This window comes from Sphingobacterium sp. UBA3519 (genome assembly GCF_002377215.1).
Lineage (GTDB): Bacteria > Bacteroidota > Bacteroidia > Sphingobacteriales > Sphingobacteriaceae > Sphingobacterium > Sphingobacterium multivorum.
In genome coordinates this window covers 236473-253846 of the sequence record NZ_DFPI01000011.1, presented here as the reverse complement: position 1 = coordinate 253846, position 17374 = coordinate 236473, and the positions used below count along the sequence as shown (strand labels likewise).

Here is a 17374-nt window from a genome sequence, read left to right as displayed (position 1 = left end):
AATTTGAGACAGCTTCTTTTTTGTTTAATAGTACATTTATTTTTAACGTAACACAACCGTAGATCGTCCCATGATTGCATTATCTTCATATAGCAAAACCGTATAGGCCCCTTTTGAGAACCCCTCTTCTGCTGCCCAATAGACGATATAATCTTCACCTTTGTTGGTAAATAAAATATTGTGTTTAAAGGTATATTGCAATTTCTCTCCATGTACATAGAAAATATTATCACCTTGCACGACCAGATTTCCCTGTGGATCGATAATTCTGACATATATATCACGTTCTCCACTTTTAGCTAACGGATTATCAGCAACGGTAAAGTTGATTTTTAACTTATCGATTTTTTTAGCACGTTCTTCTACGACTTCCTTTCCATTCTTTTTGACTTCAAGTCCATTTATACTGATACTTGAAACCTTCAATGCTGAAGCAGTTGCAACTTTCTCTTTCAGGTCCGAATTTGATGTAACTAAAGAAGTAATTTGTTTTTCTTTTTCAACTACAGATTCACTCAAATTGGAGTTTTGCTTCGATAAAATTTGATTTTCCTGAATCAGCCGTTGCACATTTACACGATAAGTATCCACCTGCTTCTTAAGCTGATTGATCTTATGCTGTGCATCATCAATATCTTTTGGAGTAATACTTTTATTTTCAAGCTTTTTACGAAGTACTGCGATCTCCGCCCTAGAATCATCCTTCTGCACAGTCATCTCTGGCGTCAATTGGACATTTTCTACATCAATTTTATCCAATTCAGCTTCAATACGATCGATTTGTACCTGCAGATTTTCTTTTTCTACTGTAAGTGTATAGACCTTTTCACCATTGGTCTTAAACTTGACATAAAAATATATGTTTGTTGCAAGTAATGCTGCTATCGCAATGATAAAGAAGTAAATCTTCGAAGAATCTTTCTTCTTTTCTTCTTCTTTCTTACTCGAAACAACTTCTGAATTTATCATAATATACTGTCATTTTCATAGGTATAAATCTATAAATTTATACTATTGAATGTTTAAACAAAAATTATTCCAGTTTTATTTTTTTTACCAATTATGAATTATTCAAAATAATTCAAGGTTTCAAATCCGCCTTGTTTTAAGTATTCTTCCTTTCTCATCAGATGAAGATCGGATTGTACCATGTCTGTTACCAACATCTGAAGATCATATTTTGGCGTCCATCCAAGTTTTGTATTTGCTTTTGTCGGATCACCAATAAGTAAATCGACTTCAGTTGGCCTATAATATGCCGGATCAACTTTGACAACAGTCTGACCGAATTTAATCAGCGACTTATCAATATTTAACTGAGCTAAGCGTTCCTCGTCAATATCGATAATTACCCCCTTCTCCTGCTCTCCCTTGCCACTGAACTCAATTTCAATTCCCAATTCTGCAAAAGCCATGCGAACAAAATCCCTAACAGTTGTTGTCACACCTGTAGCAATCACAAAATCTTCTGCGGTTTCTTGTTGTAGAATCAACCACATTGCTTCTACATAATCTTTGGCATGCCCCCAGTCACGTTGTGCGGACAGATTACCAAGATATAATTTATCTTGCAGCCCTAGCGCGATTTTTGCCACAGCCCTGGTAATTTTACGTGTCACAAAAGTTTCTCCTCTTACAGGGCTCTCGTGATTAAATAAAATACCATTACAGGCATACATCTTATAAGCTTCACGGTAATTTACAGTAATCCAATAACCGTACATTTTTGCTACAGCATACGGACTTCGTGGATAAAAGGGTGTTGTTTCACTTTGTGGAACCGCTTGCACCAATCCATACAATTCGGAAGTGGAAGCCTGATAAATACGGGTTTTTTCGATCATTCCCAATAATCTGACCGCCTCAAGAATCCGCAATGTACCGATACCATCTGCATTAGCAGTATATTCTGGCGTATCAAAACTAACCTTTACGTGAGATTGTGCCGCAAGATTGTAAATCTCGTCAGGCTGTGTTTCTTGTATAATACGAATCAAATTGGTTGAATCCGTCAAATCACCAAAATGCAATGTGAAATTTCGATTGTCGAGATGAGGATCTTGATAAAGATGGTCAATACGATCAGTATTGAATAAAGAGCTGCGGCGTTTTAAACCGTGTACTTTGTATCCTTTCTTCAATAGGAATTCTGCTAGATAGGCACCATCTTGTCCTGTTATACCTGTTATTAAAGCAGTTTTCGTGTTTTGTTCAGCCATGTTTCTCTCTAGATTAAGCAATACCTGACGAAATCGTTAGATATTTATCCCATATCCATACATACAATTAGTTTATCCGCGATTAATTTAGCTACGCACAAGATTATCATTCCATACTTGCCGGTCACCGTATTCGTAAACTCATCCGTCTACAGTGCAAATAAATCATAATGAATTGGGAGTGTAAAAGTATTAAATTTTAAACAAAAAAAGCCATAGGAATTCCTATAGCTTTCTGTTATTCTTTTTTTATCGTTTACGTTTAGTTTGAGCGCGTAAAGTTAAAAACTAGATAGGCTTCTCCATTCGCAACAGTCAATGGCATACGCATAACTAATTTATTCCCATCAGAATAAGATAAATCTAAGCGGTAACCTGTTGTGACATTTTTCGCCTTATCGCCCGCATAAATCTTTTTAAATTGAAACTGAGGTTCTCCTAAGCCTTTTCCAGGGTTATAGATAGACCAAAAAATCTCACGTGATGCTCCTGGAGCACATAAAGTTCCTTGCGCATTAAATGTAATTGATCCTTTCCCATTTCCAATAAAATTCCATGTACTACCTACGAAACATTCTGCCGGAGCCTCTTCAAATACACTTTTGATCGTGAATGAAGAAGGTAAATTCTCTCTATCGATTGTATTCAATGTCCACGTTCCTTTTACCGCGGATTTCCAATCCGAAGCGCTAGGACCAGAAGCTGCACTCGTATTGGAAGAAGGATTTCCAGTTGATGTAACTTGCTTTTGTGCTCCACAAGAAAATAAGGTCACCGTAGCAAAAACAGTTGCTAATGATAAAACGAATCGATTCATATGTATAAATTTTAATTTCAAATTGTATTTTTGGGGTAAATTAATCCACAAATCATGAAGATTACAGCCAAAAATCATACCATAAGCAAAATAATCGCAAAAACGCTGTTAAGGTTATTTATCATTTTATTGGCCTTTGCTTCTTATCCGCTTTTTTTAGGACAGGAAGCAAAAAGCAAATTGAATCAAATCAGCCTTGCTTTTACGAACAAGATAGCACTCATAGCTCCTATCTTGTTATTTTGCTTCATCATTGGATTAATGATCGCTGTGCTCAAGCACAAATATAACAGAATTGACCTAAATTGGCTATTTTCTCTTGCTACTATCTTTGGTATTTTATATTTGATATTATTGTATTCAAGAATTTACCCAACGATTGCTTAAGCCCAATTGCACAATTCGCCAAAGTTTCTAACTTTGGATTCTCCAAAACGCTAATTACAGCCGAACAAGATTGGATGTATAATTTATATGGATAAAAAAAAGGGGCTCAAAATAGCCAAAAATATAGCAAAGATTGTCGTTACTGTAGGAGCCTTATACTGGGTATTTAGCAAGGTATCGCTAAAGGATCTGAAAGAAGCCGTCATCAACTCCAATCCTCTCTATCTATTCTTTGCTTTAGTTGCTTATAGTATCTCAATTTTTATTTCTTCTTCGCGCTTATTGACTTTTTTAAAGGCAATCGGTTTAGATGTTACGGAAAAATATAATTTAAAACTGTATCAACTTGGCCTATTTTACAACCTCATTTTACCAGGCGGTGTTGGCGGAGATGGTTATAAAATATTCTTCCTCAGGAAACGATTCAATATTAAAGGACGAAAATTATTTACGGCCTTATTTTTAGATAGATTAAGTGGATTATGGGCACTGTGCCTCATCATTGCAGCGCTAGTTACTTATATGCCACAACTCGGAATTCCAAACTATCTGACCGTTATTCTATTTATAATAGGGAGCGTTCTCTATTACTTTATCGTAACCAAGTTCTTTAAAGAATACAAGGCTACATTTTTAATAGCCCATTTAAAAGCAATCGGTGTGCAATCCATGCAAGTTATTGCAGCAATTCTTATCCTTTATGCACTAGGATTTAGCGGCAAATTTTCTCCTTACCTATTTTTATTCCTTGCATCTTCTCTTGTTTCGATCATTCCGTTTTCAGTGGGTGGTTTAGGGATGCGTGAGCTTGTGATCATGTGGGGAGCGGGCATATTCCACGTCGACTCACACAATGCGGTTTTAATCACCTTGTTATTTTATATTATTTCCGCTCTCGTCGCGCTTTCAGGAATTTATTTTATCTTTCATCCGCAAGCAATTGGAGAGGACAAATTACCTTCCGCAGAAGAAGTTGAACAAAGTCAAAAACTAGAAGAATAAACATGGCAAATATTATTATTACAGGTGCAAGCAGTGGTGTTGGATTTGAAGCGGTGTTGGATTTGACCTCTAAAAAGGACAACAAAGTCATTGCTTTGGCTAGATCAGCAGACAAACTGAGAAAACTTCATGAAATTGCAGGTCAGCTCAACTATGATGGCGGCACCTTATACCCGGCTCAATTTGATATTGTCTACGATGACTATACTACACTTGTTCCCTTCATCCAATCTAAATTTGATAAGGTTGATATCTTGATAAACAATGCTGGAGCACTCATCAATAAGCCATTTGTGGAAACTGATGGAAAGGATTTTGCTGAAATGCTACAAACCAATGTAATGGGACATGTAAATATGATACAAAACGTTGTTCCCATGATGCCATCAGGCTCACATATTGTCAATATTGGCAGTATGGGGGGATTTCAGGGATCATTGAAGTTTCCCGGACTTTCGGCATATTCAACCAGCAAAGCCGCATTAGCAGTGCTTACAGAATGCTTAGCGGAGGAGTTTAAGGAAAAAGGAATCAAAGTGAACTGTCTAGCCTTAGGATCTGCTCAGACCGAAATGTTCGAGGCTGCTTTTCCGGGTGTTGAAGCGGGTACTTTAGCCTTTGAAATGGGACGCTATATTGCAGAGTTCGCTCAAAATGGACATCACTATTTCAATGGGAAAATACTTCCTGTAGCCAATACAACACCTTAATTGGAAAGCCCTTCAAAAAAATATCCCTTGATCTAATATAGTCAGGTTGGTGTAATATAGTCAGGGCCATTTAATAGAACATTAAATGGCCCTGATCTTTTACCCCTATTTGATCCGGAAAGAAATACTAAAACTCGCGGCCTTCAGTTCATTAAATCAATTTGTCTTCAATTTAAGCCATTTCGTAAGGTCATCCATCAATTGTTCATTAAAACTCTCTGAGTTTTCAAAATATTCTTCGATTTTTCCAGTTTGCGCATGCTGAAAAAGGTGATTCAAATTGGGATAATCCTTAATGGTGACGTCAGTAGTCTTTAAGTGCAGGTGTTGGAGACAATAAATGTTTTCATTTGCAGGAACTTGGACGTCCTTTCCGCCAAATGAAGCAAAAACCGGTATTTTTAGCTGCTTCAGATAATAAGCCGGATCGATACGAAGAAACGTTCTAAACCAGGGGCTCATCATTGGACTGAGTTTAATTTTCATATCAGCAGTCAGGGGATTACCGTTATTTTGCTGAATAAGTTCTTTTTCCAACGATTCGGCCAATGCCTTTGGTGGCGCATCTTCCAATAGAATAGTATACAATCTTCGATTATTTGCTTTATTGGTCTGTAATGCTGCTTCAGATAATCCGCCCGCTTTTCCTAAAGCATAACTCTGTAAGATCAGTAAAGAATCTCCTTTGATCACAGGGCCAGACAAAAGTGCAATATACTTTACCTTACTGTTCTCGGATGCCACTATTTCGGCAATTAGGGCTCCCTCACTATGCCCGATCATTCCGATTTTATCCACATCTACTATAGCTTTTTTGCTGAGAAAATCAACTGCAGCATTGGCATCAGAGGCAAAATCAATTGTTGTCGCTAAATTCACTTCTCCTTTAGAGCCGCCTACCCCTCGATCATCGTAACGTAATACAGCAAAACCGTTTTTGGTAAGATGATCTGCAAGCACCTTAAATGGCCTGTGACCAAACACTTCAGAATCCCTATTCTGCTGACCGCTACCGTTGACCAACACCAATGCGGGGAATGGTCCACCATTTTTAGGATAAGTCAGAGCGCCCGTAAGAACTGCATTGCCGGCACTATTTTTAAACGAAACTTCCTCTTCCGCATAGCTATAAGGAGGAAAAACATCCTGCTTACGAGAAAGCCCACTCTGTTCATTCTCGCTTCGTACTAAAATCATAGCAGATTCAAAGGGGCCTTGTTTCATCACCCCTTTCATAACATCTTTATCCCGATCCAAAAAGCCCGCATACAGAAGACCTATATTCTTAACATCCATCCAAATGGAATCGTGTTGAATACGTATTTGATTGATTGGAAATTTCTGCGCTGTTTGCATTGGACTCTCAAAGGTACCATTCCACTTCCCTGCACTATCTTTTTGGATATTGAATACCAGTAGCAGCTTCTGCCCTGAAACCTCAACCTCGCCCTTCCATGAGCCATCAAATGTCTGCGCATGGGTACATGAAAAATGAAAACAAATGATAAATAGGTATAAAATTTTTCTCATTGTCGTTTTTTACTAGAAATTAAACTGTATGCATAAATCCAATATAAAATATAATGCCACAAATACCATACTGATTCCAATCTTCTTATTATTAACGGCTACATTCATACCCTTAACCAATAAATAGAACTGATAGCATAGCAATAACAAACTGATGATTCCAAACATGCCAAACAAGAGCATCTCCGTTTTATCAACTCCAACCAATGTATGATCGTCGCTTTGCACTGCCTTTAAGACTTCATCCGTAAATTTGTCCTGGTTTAACAATTTCCCTAAAAATAAGGCAAGATAGAGCGGAAATGGTATAATCAGAACGACATTTATGACATCGATGATTCTGGTCTTTCTGTTCAATAACATCCCAGTACCGTAAAGAAGTGTAAAAGGAGCCAAAACCATACAGGCATGAACGCCCAATACAGCCCATATCGAAATCACCCTATCCGGTTGATAGAAATGCATAAAACCATTGAACTGCTGGCCCGATAAATAAATAACATAGCTTGATAACAAAAATCCGATAACACCAGCAAAGAATAACTTCCACTCTGGGAATTCCGCAAATGGATTCTGAAAAATCTGTTTAACTTTCATTTTTTAAGAATTGAGATAAGTTCAGCTGTTCAATCGCAGCCGGATTTTGAGTTCCAATAAGTAATATCTTACCAGTTTCCAATGTAAGTTGCAACCCCATATTACCACGAGCTGAAAAAGCCAGACCTCTCACCCCCCTCCTCAATCCCCATCCACCAAACTCACCGATCGGGTTATAGTTTCGTACCTGAATAGCACGGATATCTGCCCAAAGCGTCCTTTTACGATAGAAATTAAATGGGAAAAAATAGACTTCAATTCCATCTTCACGAATAATAGTTTTTAATCGTAGTATGCCAAATAACCCCCACAATACCAAATTGATCCAAAATCCTGGTAATTGAAATAATGGAACAAAATCCAACTGCAAGATATCATGCCAGTGCACAGAAAAACTGGCTACACTGACCGTTAAAAGGATCAAACATAATAACCAGCTAAAAAAAGATTGGCTTTCGGTAAAAAGCGTATTATTTTTCATCATGACATCATTCTTTGTTCATCAATCATTCGATTTCCCTCGCCACTAAATATTTCTATTTCTGCCAACACTATTTTTATTCATAAGAGCTTTCACTTTTTGAATCAGATCATCCAGGATATTACGAACTGTCGGATAGGATTTTCCCATTTGGTTTGCCATTTCCTTTAAACTTCCTGAGTGTATCAAAAAATTCAGAACAAATTCTTGCTCCTCAACAGTAAGTTGCATTAACACGGGTAATGAAAACTTTCCAACAACTTCGGTTTCACAGGAGTCACACACCAATTTAGCGACTTTTAACTTCGCTTCACAACAAGGGCAATCAATCGGTATTTTTTTCATTAAATAATAACTATATTAATATTATTAAATATAACATTAATAATATTAAAACAAAACACTATAAAATCAATATTTTTTAAAAACCACTGCTTAATGATATATTTGTATCATTAAATAACATTTATGAAGAAGTTTTTAGGCTATTTCCTATCTATAATATTTTGGTTTTGTTTTGGTTTATCCTTGATTATCTTCCACCCTATACAGTGGTTATGTTTAAAGCTGGGTGGATATAATGCACACAAAAAGAGTGTGGATATATTAAATGCCTGTCTCGTTGCCTGCTATTACACCCTATTCAATCGGGTGACGTTTATCGACAATAAAAATATTCCAACTGGGCAACCCATAGTCTTTGTAGCCAATCACCAAAGCACCTTTGATATTCCGCCAATGATCTATTTTTTACGCAGGTTTCATGGAAAATTTATTTCTAAAATTGAACTTGCCAGCGGTATACCTAGCATCTCCTTTAACTTAAAACATGGTGGTGCCGCAAATATAGATCGCAATGACCCCAAACAGTCTATTGCTGAGATATTGAAGCTTGCCAATAATATGAAAACCAAAAACTGGTCCGCGTTTATTTTTCCAGAGGGAACAAGATCGAAAACCGGAAAAATGAAGGCCTTTCATGTTGGCGGAATTGCCACATTACTAAAGAAGAATCCGAACGCACTCGTTGTTCCTATCGCCATCACAGGATCATATGAAATGGTACAATATGGGATGTATCCATTAACCCCATTTCTTCATATGACCTGGGAGGTTCTAAATCCTTTGGATACGGAGGGCAAGAATATTGAAGAGATCGTTAAATTAGCTGAGGAAGCTATAAAACTAAAGGTCGAAAAATTGCAGTAAGCTACTTGACCTGCCTTCCTTTCCAGTCATACTTCCCAACATTACCCAATATGCCGATATAAGCTAGATAAAGGATATGAGCCAGGCTTAATAAAGGAAGATACCATAAGAGTTCATTTCTGCTTGCGAACCTGGTTAAAGGTTGAATAAAAAGAAATTCGACAGTCATCTTCAATAACAACGCGAACAGTACTACCCAAGCAACAAATTTCACACCACAGAGCGCAAGAACTGCAGCAACCAATATCAATAAGTTGAAAAACCAAATGGAAATCCCCAATGCGATGACACCTTTATTTTTATATTTGGTACTTTTTGAAGCCCAGCGTCTACGCTGACTAATGAATGATTTCAAATCTGGTTTTGCATCTGTATAAACAACGGCATCTTGTGATTTACAAAAGATTATACGATCGGGATATTGTTCTGCTACCTTATGTAAAAAAAGTTCATCATCTCCGGATGCAAGCTCATCAATCCCTTTAAATCCGCCCATTTGTTTAAAAATATCCTTTCGATAGGCCAAATTCGCTCCATTACAGGTCGTTGGTTTTTTATTACCAATACCTGCAGCGCCCAAACCTATCAAATACAAAAATTCCAGGGTCTGCAGTCGTTCAAAAAAACTCTTTTCTTCTGAATACACTACTGGAGAAGATTGTAGATAGGCACCTTCTTTCTCAAATGAACTGATAACTGTCTTTAGCCAGTTCGACCCCATGCGGCAGTCAGCATCTGTAGTGATAATAATTTCGCCATGACAGCAATCTATCGCTCTTGAAATTGCTAATTTCTTGTAGGAATTCAAACGGCCATTTTCGTTCAATTGAATCAGCTTGACACCTTTTTCTTCATATTCTTTCACAATCAAAGACGTACTATCGTCCGAATGGTCATCGATAATAATTAACTCCAGGAGCTCTCTAGGATAATTTTGCCCTAGTATAGATTCAATGGTGCGCCTAATATTTAACTCCTCATTCCGCGCTGCGATAATGACAGATACAGTCATTGTTGGCCTAACAGTATTGTTAGGCTCCGAAAGCAAGAACCAGCCTCTGCGCATCCATAAAACTAGAATTACGTATACGCAGGCAAAAATGATCAATAAATAGTTAAGAATTTGTATCACCGAAAAAATTTATCTTAAAAACAAAAATAGAACCAAATATAGCTGGAAGAATCAAATTGACGAACCAAATACAGGAAACAATAGCCATTACAGCAATTTCCTGTGTGGTAATATAACTATATAGATTGCTTGCAACGAAACTTCTAACACTGAAATCAAAAATATCCAATGTAGGTAGCGCTGCCTGCACAAAAAATAGGATAAAAATCATCAGAACCATGGATAAAAGCGGTAACTCAGGTAGCGTTAGCTTCATCAAGATGATATACTGCGAAGTAAAAATGACAAATCGCGCCAAAGAATTTAAAAGAACAATACGGAGCTCGCGCATTGAATAGTGTTCCAATACTTCAAAGAAAGGCTTAATCCGTTTCAAAAACTTAATTTTGCCGACCAATAAATCGATCCATTTTACATTGAAATATAAGATGACAAATCCTCCGGCATAAATAATTGCAAGTAGCCATACACCAAATTGTACGGTTAAAGGAGTTGAGAGAAATTTACAGATAAACCAAGCGATACTTAATGATCCCGCAACGCTTGTGAGCACCAATTGTGCAAATAATCCAACGCCCATCGCCACGGCTCCTTTTGCCCGATGTTGAGGCTGTAAAAAAAGAACGCGTCCACCATACTCTCCAATCCTATTGGGAGTAAAAATAGCCCAGGTAAGTCCGCAAAAAACGGATTGGAAGGCCTGCCAAAATGAAATACGTTCCAGTTTAGAGGCAAGATACTGCCATTTAACGACTTCAAGCAACCAATTTACAAGCATTAACACCACGATCAAAACCAGGGTCCAAACAACAGAATGTTGTTCTAAACCTGCTACTAGGGTTTTAAACTTCGCAATATTACTTTTATCAGATACTTTCACGGCAATATACCAGGTCGCCAGGGCGAAAACCAGCATCTTCAATAAAAGACTGATGTATTTTTTTTGTCTTCCAGTCAACTTTCGATAATTAGAGAGCAATGTTACTAAATTTTAGCCAAATGATTAAGTTTTGTCGAATGCAATCCGCGAATAAAACGCAAAATTTGTAATATTGTATATGCAGAAGGAAAAGGCGAAAGAAAGAATAATTTTAGGGATCGACCCCGGTACCGTTGTACTGGGATATGGTATCATCAAAGAAGTTGGCAATAACATATCCTTGATCTCAATGGGGGTCATCAAAATGGGACATTTAGACGATCATGCTCTAAAACTACAACGTATTTTCAAAAAAACTTCGGCTTTAATGCAGGAATATAATCCCGACTGCGTAGCCCTTGAATCACCATTTTATGGCAAAAACATACAGGTCATGCTCAAACTAGGGCGAGCTCAAGGTGTTGCTATGGCGGCGGCGCTGGCGCAAGATATTCCGATCTTTGAATATTCTCCAAGAAAGATAAAACAATCCGTTACAGGAAATGGAAATGCGACAAAGGAGCAGGTTTCCGCTATGCTAAAAAATCTATTAAAATTTGAGGAAACACCACAATTTTTAGATGCCACCGACGGATTGGCAATTGCTGTCTGCCACTCGTTTCAGAAAAATGCAGTATCAGGCAACAGTAAGTCGTACACGGGATGGTCCGCCTTTATCAAAGATAACAAGGATCGAATCAAGTAATCACATTTGCACCTGACGAATCACATTCTTCACATTCAATTCCACAATATCCGTCATCGTTTTACACTTGAGGTAGGAGTTGTTCTGATAAAATTCAGCATAGCCCTCACGTAACTGTTTGATATTCTCCTGGGTCGAGAGCACCTGCGTTTGCGAGGCATCCCTCAGATCAGCGATCCGATGTCTTTCGCTTCGAACTCTATGCACAATAGAGGAACGCTCCTCTTGTTGGTATTGCAGTACTGTTTTTTCATTGAGATGTTCCATCGCCAGTTTGACATAGGGAAGATTCTCCTTAAAAAATTGCGGCATATATACCTTCGGATTTCCTTCATAAAACTGCTGGTCAAAATCTATTGCCCGAATTCGAAACTGGAAATCATCAAAATCTGGTGTAATCTGCATCACGAAATTGTATGCCCGCATATCCCCCAACAACGTAATAATACATCGCTCATTAAACTTGACAAATTCTTTGGAAATCCGGGTCAGATTATAATCAGGCGAGAACATACGTGTTTTCGAAAAAGTGTCTCCCGGAATTCCAACAATATGTTCCTCAACCAAGGTATCATGGTCTACCATATAATTCACCTGATTGGGCGACAATATTTCTTCCAACTCCAGTCCATATATTCTTGATGCATCGGCCTGCTTGATGTAAAAATAATCATACACATCATTTAAACGGTTCACGATACGAATACGAAAGGGTTTCGTATTGCCAAAGCCGCAGTACTCGACACGATCAATATATTTATGCTGGACGATTCGCGTATTACCTGATGCTTTCAATTTAGCATAAATCACCTTCAACCCGTCATATAATTGGTCAATGAGATATTGTGGATACAGTGGAGTCTCCCAAAAAGTATCGTTGCCAAATTTATCCATAACAGGTACTGTCTCCGTAAAATTCAGTAGATCCTTATATCCTATAGGCAATTTTTCATCTCGCTGATACAGCTTAAGGTATTTATGAAGTCCTTCCCCTACTTCAAAAATCGGCTTCTTTTTCGAAATCTTTACATCTTGAACTTCTTCCATCGCTATTCCGTATTTGATTTTTCGTTTACTCAAACATCACACGGTTGGCTACATTTTTAACCTAACAACCGCTAAATACGAACTGATTAGATTGTTAATAGGCCAACTGCATTTCCTACTTCTTAAAAAGGCAATACTAAATTAATTTATCATAATCCTGATTTCAAACATGAAAACAATCACTTAACCTATAATAAGATCACCATGAAACAATTATAATCACTTTCAATCAAAAACATATAACATTATCAATATGAATAAGTATTTTTTATTAAATTTACATCTATAAACCGAAAATTCTTAGTAATTTTGAAATAAATTTAATTACTTTAGCTATTGGTCCGATTTTGATGCAACGGCCAATTAATGAACACAAAAACCATTGTTAATGGAAAATCAATATGCAAACTATGATCTAGACAATTTGGATATCCAAATCTTGTCTATTCTAATGAACGATGCCTCTATTCCTTATACAGAAATAGCAAAAAAGCTAATTGTATCAGGTGGTACAATTCACGTTAGAATGAAGAAGATGGAAGAATTAGGTATCATTAGAGGGTCAAATCTAATTATCAATCCTCAAAAAGTCGGATTTGATATCACGGCCTTTTTGGGTATCTATCTTGAAAAAGGTTCACAATATGCAGATGCGGTAGATAAATTGAAAGAAATCAAAGAAGTGGTCGAATTACATTATTGTACTGGCCAATACAGTATTTTTGCAAAAATCATCTGTAGAGATACAGTTCACCTCAGAAAAGTATTGAATGAAGATATTCAATCCGTACCTGGGATTCAACGTACCGAGACGATCATCTCTCTCGAAGAGAGTATCAAACGTCAAATCAGCTTAGTCTAGTATAAAAAAAGCTTCCATAAAAATGGAAGCTTTTTTTATACTATCTGTTCTAACATTTCGATATAGAGATCGATCCCTGCTCTAATTTCATCGATATAGATAAACTCATCCGCCATATGTGACCGAGCGCTATCACCAGGCCCCAACTTCAGAGAAGGGACAGGAATAAGAGCCTGATCGCTCATCGTCGGCGATCCATATACCTTACGCCCCAGGACAACACCTGCTTTGACAATTGGATGCGTTTCAGGAATAGAAGAAGACTTCAGACGCGTCGATCTCGCTGTGACCTCTGATTTTACATGAGACTTGATAATATCCAACGTCTCTTCATTCGAATAAGCATCTGTGGTTCTGACATCGACAACAAAGTTACAAGTAGCCGGTATCACATTATGTTGTGATCCCGCCTGAATTACTGTCACCGACATCTTAATCGGGCCTAAGGTTGACGAAGTCCTTTCAAACGTATAATTTTGAAACCATTCAATATCCCTAATCGCTTTGTAGATTGCATTATCGCCCTCATTACGTGCGGCATGTCCAGCTGTCCCTAATGCTGTACAATCCAACACCATCAGTCCCTTTTCTGCAATTGCCAAATCCAATAAGGTAGGTTCACCCACAATTGCAAAATCAATTGAACCGATATCATCCAAAACAGATTCTACACCGTTCTTACCTGAGATCTCTTCTTCGGCACTAGCGACAAGACAGAAGTTATACTTCAAGTCCGTATGCTGGTAAAAATACAAAAATGTAGCTATCAATGATACCAAACAGCCTCCGGCATCGTTGCTCCCCAATCCGTACAATTTACCTTCCTCTACAGTCGCCGCCAAAGGATCTCTTGTATAACCTGTATTTGGTTTTACTGTATCGTGATGGGAGTTGAGTAATATCGTAGGTCTGGTGCTATCATAATGAGCGTTATATACCCAGACATTATTGCCTTTTCGATGTGTTTTGATATCACGCTCCTGAAAGAAGCGAACAATTAAATCCGCTGTGAACTCTTCCTCTTTACTTAAAGACGATAGTCCAATTAATTGTTTTAAAAGGGCCAAAGCATCTTCAAATAAGCCCTGCTTATCCTTCATGGTATAGTCCTCCTGCTTTATCCGCAGATAGTTTAATTCCTTTTATAAAAGCAGAACTAAAACCATTATGTTCCATTTCGTTCAATCCCGCTATTGTACAGCCCTTCGGTGATGTTACCTTATCAATCTCTCCTTCTGGATGAGCATTGGTGTGCAATAACAAATCAGCAGCGCCTTTTGCAGTTTGAACCGCCATCTTTAATGCATCATGCGCATGAAATCCGATTTCAACTCCACCTTGTGAAGCAGCACGAATCGCACGTAGGAAGAATGCGATACCGCAAGCACACAACGCTGTTGCCGATGTCATCAGGTCTTCATTAATTACAACCACTGAACCAACAGTTTCAAACATCTTCTCAACCTCTTTCAAACTATCCTCTGAAGCATTGTCACTGGCAATACACGTCATTGATTGCGCTATTGCAATTGCCGTATTGGGCATTGCTCGTATCACTGTGGCATCTGCCCCCAACTCTGCTTTTAAATCGGCACAAGAAACTCCCGACACAATAGAGACAAAAATCTGATTGGTCTTTTCAATTACAGGAGCCACTTCCACCAATACCTTTTTTAGTTGTTGAGGTAGGATTGCGAAAACAACAATATCAGCCCCCTTTACAGCGAGTTTATTATCATTACTTATTGAGAAGCCTTGGCGCGCTTCTTCGGCCAGTGCATTCAAATTTCTCCTCGTCAAGGTAATATCGGCAGCATGGGCAAATTCACTTTTTACAAGTCCTTTTGCCAAAGAAAGACCGATATTACCGCTTCCGATAATGGTGACCTTTTTCATAGCGATCGTTGGGTTTAGGTTAGATTTTTATTTTAATGTCAAGCAAGTGCCAAATTGTCCTTGTTGAAACAAATGCAGATTATTAGCATTTCCAATATAGACCTCTTGAACACCTTTATTTATAGCATTGAATGCATTTTGCAACTTAGGGATCATCCCGTCATTCACCACGCCGGACTCCTTAAGATGTTCAAACTCTTCTGACTTAATCGTTGGGATTACTGAATTCTCATCCGTTACATCGCGTAAAACGCCGTTCTTCTCGAAACAATAAACCAAAGAAGTTTCATATAATGAAGCCAAAGACACCGCCAATGAAGAAGCTATAGTATCCGCGTTGGTATTGAGCAATTGTCCAAGGCCATTGTGTGTAATAGCTGAAAACACAGGAACAAACCCTGCTTCCAAAAACTTCTTGATGGCCAGGGTATTTACAGAGTCATGCAACAAATCACCTACAAAGCCATAATCTACATCTTTTACAGGACGCTTTATAGCTTTTATGACATCCCCATCAGCTCCGGTTAATCCAACAGCATCGCATTTCAAATTTTGCAACTTAGCAACGATTGTCTTGTTTGTCAAGCCAGCGTACACCATTGTTACAATGCGTAACATTTCCTCATTTGTCACACGACGCCCTTCTATCATTTGGGCTTCAATTCCCAGTTCACTAGCCAGGCGAGTCGCTATTTTACCACCGCCATGTACAAGAATCTTTTTCCCTGACAATGCAGAGAACTTTTCTAAAAAAGAATCCAATTGGCGTTCATCATCAATAATATTCCCGCCAATTTTAATTATATTTAATACACTATTAGCCATTACGCAACTTTTCCCAATAAAAATAGTTTTTCAATAATTTATAGGATTGGACTATGCCAAATCCTCTAACATACGTTTCAAAACAACCTGAGCAGCCCATACGCGGTTGCTAGCCTCTTTAATCACGAGTGAATTTGGTCCATCTAAAATCTCAGAAGACAATTCAAGATCTCTTCGTACTGGCAAACAATGCATTACTTTGGCATCATTCGTCAAATTGAGCTTCTTGTTATCCATCATCCAATCTTCATCAACACCATATACCTCGCCATATTCTTGATAAGAAGACCAGTTTTTCACATAGACAAAATCAGCATTCTTTAAACTTTCCCCAAGATTATTAGATATGGTTGCTCCAGCGGTAAATTCTTCACTTAACTCATAGCCCATAGGCTGAGCTATCGTAAAATCGACCAATCCCTCTTCTTGTGCTTTGCACATCCATTCTGCGAAAGAATTAGGTACTGCCTGAGGTAATGCCTTAACGTGTGGGGCCCAAGCCAATACCACTTTCGGCTTTTCAGTCTTCTTGTACTCAGTGATGGTAATCATATCTGTCAAACTCTGCAGTGGATGGCGTGTTGCACTCTCTAAGGAAACAACAGGAACACCACAGTACTTAATGAATTTGTTGAACAGGTCTTCGCTATAATCCTCTTCACGATCTTTCAATTTTGGAAAGGAACGTAGTCCCAAAATATCACAATACTCGCCCATAACAGCAGCGGCCTCGCGGATATGTTCAACAGTTGTCCCGTTCATCACAACACCATCCTGTGTTTCAAGCGCCCAACCATCTTTATCCATATTCATGACCATCACATTCATGCCCAAATTCATTGCCGCTTTTTGTGTGCTCAAACGCGTACGCAAACTCGGATTCAAAAATACAAGTCCCAACGTTTTATGTTGACCAAGGTCCTGATTGTCATATGGTGCCGCTTTCAAAGCTAACGCTTCTTGAACAACGTCTGCTACACTAGACACATCCTTAACAGAGAAAAACTTTTTCATCTATATCTATTAATTCGAGTG

General features: G+C 38.1%; 20 protein-coding genes. 6 read left to right on the top strand and 14 right to left on the bottom strand.

All coding sequences use genetic code 11. The features are described from left to right. Positions 1-42: 42 nt before the first annotated feature. The 3 genes from B3297_RS06665 to B3297_RS06655 form a co-directional block, all read right to left on the bottom strand. Positions 43-969: a hypothetical protein gene (locus B3297_RS06665; protein ID WP_112373909.1), complete on the bottom strand. Its 927-nt coding sequence runs from the start codon at positions 967-969 to the stop codon at positions 43-45. A 98-nt stretch (positions 970-1067) separates the two neighbouring features. Further along, entirely contained in the window at positions 1068-2219 is a 1152-nt protein-coding gene (gene gmd, locus B3297_RS06660; protein WP_046674906.1) for a GDP-mannose 4,6-dehydratase, read from the bottom strand. A gap of 262 nt (positions 2220-2481) precedes the next feature. Then, positions 2482-3036, bottom strand: a complete 555-nt coding sequence (locus tag B3297_RS06655; RefSeq protein ID WP_070570419.1) for a lipocalin family protein — start codon at positions 3034-3036, stop codon at positions 2482-2484. 54 nt (positions 3037-3090) lie between these two features. Between B3297_RS06655 and B3297_RS06650 the strand changes: the two genes are divergently transcribed. From B3297_RS06650 to B3297_RS06640, 3 genes are all read left to right on the top strand, one after another. Further along, positions 3091-3423: a hypothetical protein gene (locus B3297_RS06650; RefSeq protein ID WP_046674904.1), complete on the top strand. Its 333-nt coding sequence runs from the start codon at positions 3091-3093 to the stop codon at positions 3421-3423. 87 nt (positions 3424-3510) lie between these two features. After that, positions 3511-4425: a lysylphosphatidylglycerol synthase transmembrane domain-containing protein gene (locus B3297_RS06645; RefSeq protein ID WP_070570365.1), complete on the top strand. Its 915-nt coding sequence runs from the start codon at positions 3511-3513 to the stop codon at positions 4423-4425. 2 nt (positions 4426-4427) lie between these two features. Next, entirely contained in the window at positions 4428-5135 is a 708-nt protein-coding gene (locus B3297_RS06640) for an SDR family NAD(P)-dependent oxidoreductase (RefSeq protein ID WP_286778594.1), read from the top strand. Between the two features lie 156 nt (positions 5136-5291). Here B3297_RS06640 and B3297_RS06635 read toward each other — a convergent pair whose 3' ends face one another. The 4 genes from B3297_RS06635 to B3297_RS06620 are packed head-to-tail and all read right to left on the bottom strand — an operon-like array spanning position 5292 to position 8088. Continuing rightward, positions 5292-6665 carry an alpha/beta hydrolase family protein gene (locus B3297_RS06635; protein ID WP_286778593.1) on the bottom strand — a complete coding sequence of 458 codons (1374 nt, stop codon included), beginning with the start codon at positions 6663-6665 and terminating at the stop codon, positions 5292-5294. A gap of 12 nt (positions 6666-6677) precedes the next feature. Beyond that, the gene (locus B3297_RS06630) at positions 6678-7262 is read right to left on the bottom strand and encodes a hypothetical protein (protein ID WP_070570371.1); all 585 of its coding nucleotides are present in this window, start codon (positions 7260-7262) and stop codon (positions 6678-6680) included. Then, a complete protein-coding gene (locus B3297_RS06625) occupies positions 7252-7746 on the bottom strand; it encodes a hypothetical protein (RefSeq protein WP_139145106.1) in 495 nt (164 codons plus the stop codon). Before B3297_RS06625 ends, B3297_RS06630 begins: the two co-directional genes overlap by 11 nt. A gap of 42 nt (positions 7747-7788) precedes the next feature. Beyond that, positions 7789-8088: a DUF2089 family protein gene (locus B3297_RS06620; RefSeq protein ID WP_286767594.1), complete on the bottom strand. Its 300-nt coding sequence runs from the start codon at positions 8086-8088 to the stop codon at positions 7789-7791. Positions 8089-8211: 123 nt separating this feature from the next. Between B3297_RS06620 and B3297_RS06615 the strand changes: the two genes are divergently transcribed. After that, complete coding sequence (locus tag B3297_RS06615; RefSeq protein WP_046674899.1) at positions 8212-8952, top strand: lysophospholipid acyltransferase family protein; 741 nt, start codon at positions 8212-8214, stop codon at positions 8950-8952. 1 nt (position 8953) lies between these two features. Here the strand turns inward: B3297_RS06615 and B3297_RS06610 are convergent, their stop codons facing one another. Further along, positions 8954-10084: a glycosyltransferase family 2 protein gene (locus B3297_RS06610; RefSeq protein ID WP_070570379.1), complete on the bottom strand. Its 1131-nt coding sequence runs from the start codon at positions 10082-10084 to the stop codon at positions 8954-8956. Beyond that, complete coding sequence (locus B3297_RS06605; protein WP_070570381.1) at positions 10068-11042, bottom strand: lysylphosphatidylglycerol synthase domain-containing protein; 975 nt, start codon at positions 11040-11042, stop codon at positions 10068-10070. The genes B3297_RS06610 and B3297_RS06605 overlap by 17 nt, the downstream gene beginning before the upstream one ends. Positions 11043-11142: 100 nt before the next feature. On the opposite strand from B3297_RS06605, the gene ruvC reads away from it, so the two are divergent. Further along, complete coding sequence (gene ruvC, locus B3297_RS06600; RefSeq protein WP_046674896.1) at positions 11143-11709, top strand: crossover junction endodeoxyribonuclease RuvC; 567 nt, start codon at positions 11143-11145, stop codon at positions 11707-11709. Here the strand turns inward: ruvC and B3297_RS06595 are convergent, their stop codons facing one another. Further along, complete coding sequence (locus tag B3297_RS06595) at positions 11710-12756, bottom strand: hypothetical protein (protein ID WP_046674895.1); 1047 nt, start codon at positions 12754-12756, stop codon at positions 11710-11712. It abuts the gene before it with no gap. Between the two features lie 388 nt (positions 12757-13144). Between B3297_RS06595 and B3297_RS06590 the strand changes: the two genes are divergently transcribed. Further along, complete coding sequence (locus B3297_RS06590; RefSeq protein ID WP_046674894.1) at positions 13145-13618, top strand: Lrp/AsnC ligand binding domain-containing protein; 474 nt, start codon at positions 13145-13147, stop codon at positions 13616-13618. A gap of 35 nt (positions 13619-13653) precedes the next feature. Here the strand turns inward: B3297_RS06590 and B3297_RS06585 are convergent, their stop codons facing one another. The 4 genes from B3297_RS06585 to B3297_RS06570 are packed head-to-tail and all read right to left on the bottom strand — an operon-like array spanning position 13654 to position 17353. Continuing rightward, positions 13654-14718 (bottom strand): M20 family metallo-hydrolase, encoded by a 1065-nt coding sequence (locus B3297_RS06585; RefSeq protein WP_070570383.1) that lies wholly within the window; start codon positions 14716-14718, stop codon positions 13654-13656. Then, positions 14708-15514: a pyrroline-5-carboxylate reductase gene (proC, locus tag B3297_RS06580; RefSeq protein WP_070570386.1), complete on the bottom strand. Its 807-nt coding sequence runs from the start codon at positions 15512-15514 to the stop codon at positions 14708-14710. Before proC ends, B3297_RS06585 begins: the two co-directional genes overlap by 11 nt. A gap of 27 nt (positions 15515-15541) precedes the next feature. Next, entirely contained in the window at positions 15542-16339 is a 798-nt protein-coding gene (gene argB, locus B3297_RS06575) for an acetylglutamate kinase (protein ID WP_070570388.1), read from the bottom strand. A 51-nt stretch (positions 16340-16390) separates the two neighbouring features. Beyond that, a complete protein-coding gene (locus B3297_RS06570; RefSeq protein WP_070570390.1) occupies positions 16391-17353 on the bottom strand; it encodes an acetylornithine carbamoyltransferase in 963 nt (320 codons plus the stop codon). Positions 17354-17374: the final 21 nt, after the last annotated feature.

Coding starts and splice junctions, on each gene's coding strand:
- B3297_RS06665 (WP_112373909.1), bottom strand. CDS start 969: ATGATAAATTCAGAAGTTGTTTCGAGTAAGAAAGAAGAAGAAAAGAAG.
- gmd (WP_046674906.1), bottom strand. CDS start 2,219: ATGGCTGAACAAAACACGAAAACTGCTTTAATAACAGGTATAACAGGA.
- B3297_RS06655 (WP_070570419.1), bottom strand. CDS start 3,036: ATGAATCGATTCGTTTTATCATTAGCAACTGTTTTTGCTACGGTGACC.
- B3297_RS06650 (WP_046674904.1), top strand. CDS start 3,091: ATGAAGATTACAGCCAAAAATCATACCATAAGCAAAATAATCGCAAAA.
- B3297_RS06645 (WP_070570365.1), top strand. CDS start 3,511: ATGGATAAAAAAAAGGGGCTCAAAATAGCCAAAAATATAGCAAAGATT.
- B3297_RS06640 (WP_286778594.1), top strand. CDS start 4,428: ATGGCAAATATTATTATTACAGGTGCAAGCAGTGGTGTTGGATTTGAA.
- B3297_RS06635 (WP_286778593.1), bottom strand. CDS start 6,665: ATGAGAAAAATTTTATACCTATTTATCATTTGTTTTCATTTTTCATGT.
- B3297_RS06630 (WP_070570371.1), bottom strand. CDS start 7,262: ATGAAAGTTAAACAGATTTTTCAGAATCCATTTGCGGAATTCCCAGAG.
- B3297_RS06625 (WP_139145106.1), bottom strand. CDS start 7,746: ATGATGAAAAATAATACGCTTTTTACCGAAAGCCAATCTTTTTTTAGC.
- B3297_RS06620 (WP_286767594.1), bottom strand. CDS start 8,088: ATGAAAAAAATACCGATTGATTGCCCTTGTTGTGAAGCGAAGTTAAAA.
- B3297_RS06615 (WP_046674899.1), top strand. CDS start 8,212: ATGAAGAAGTTTTTAGGCTATTTCCTATCTATAATATTTTGGTTTTGT.
- ruvC (WP_046674896.1), top strand. CDS start 11,143: ATGCAGAAGGAAAAGGCGAAAGAAAGAATAATTTTAGGGATCGACCCC.
- B3297_RS06595 (WP_046674895.1), bottom strand. CDS start 12,756: ATGGAAGAAGTTCAAGATGTAAAGATTTCGAAAAAGAAGCCGATTTTT.
- B3297_RS06590 (WP_046674894.1), top strand. CDS start 13,145: ATGGAAAATCAATATGCAAACTATGATCTAGACAATTTGGATATCCAA.
- B3297_RS06585 (WP_070570383.1), bottom strand. CDS start 14,718: ATGAAGGATAAGCAGGGCTTATTTGAAGATGCTTTGGCCCTTTTAAAA.
- proC (WP_070570386.1), bottom strand. CDS start 15,514: ATGAAAAAGGTCACCATTATCGGAAGCGGTAATATCGGTCTTTCTTTG.
- argB (WP_070570388.1), bottom strand. CDS start 16,339: ATGGCTAATAGTGTATTAAATATAATTAAAATTGGCGGGAATATTATT.
- B3297_RS06570 (WP_070570390.1), bottom strand. CDS start 17,353: ATGAAAAAGTTTTTCTCTGTTAAGGATGTGTCTAGTGTAGCAGACGTT.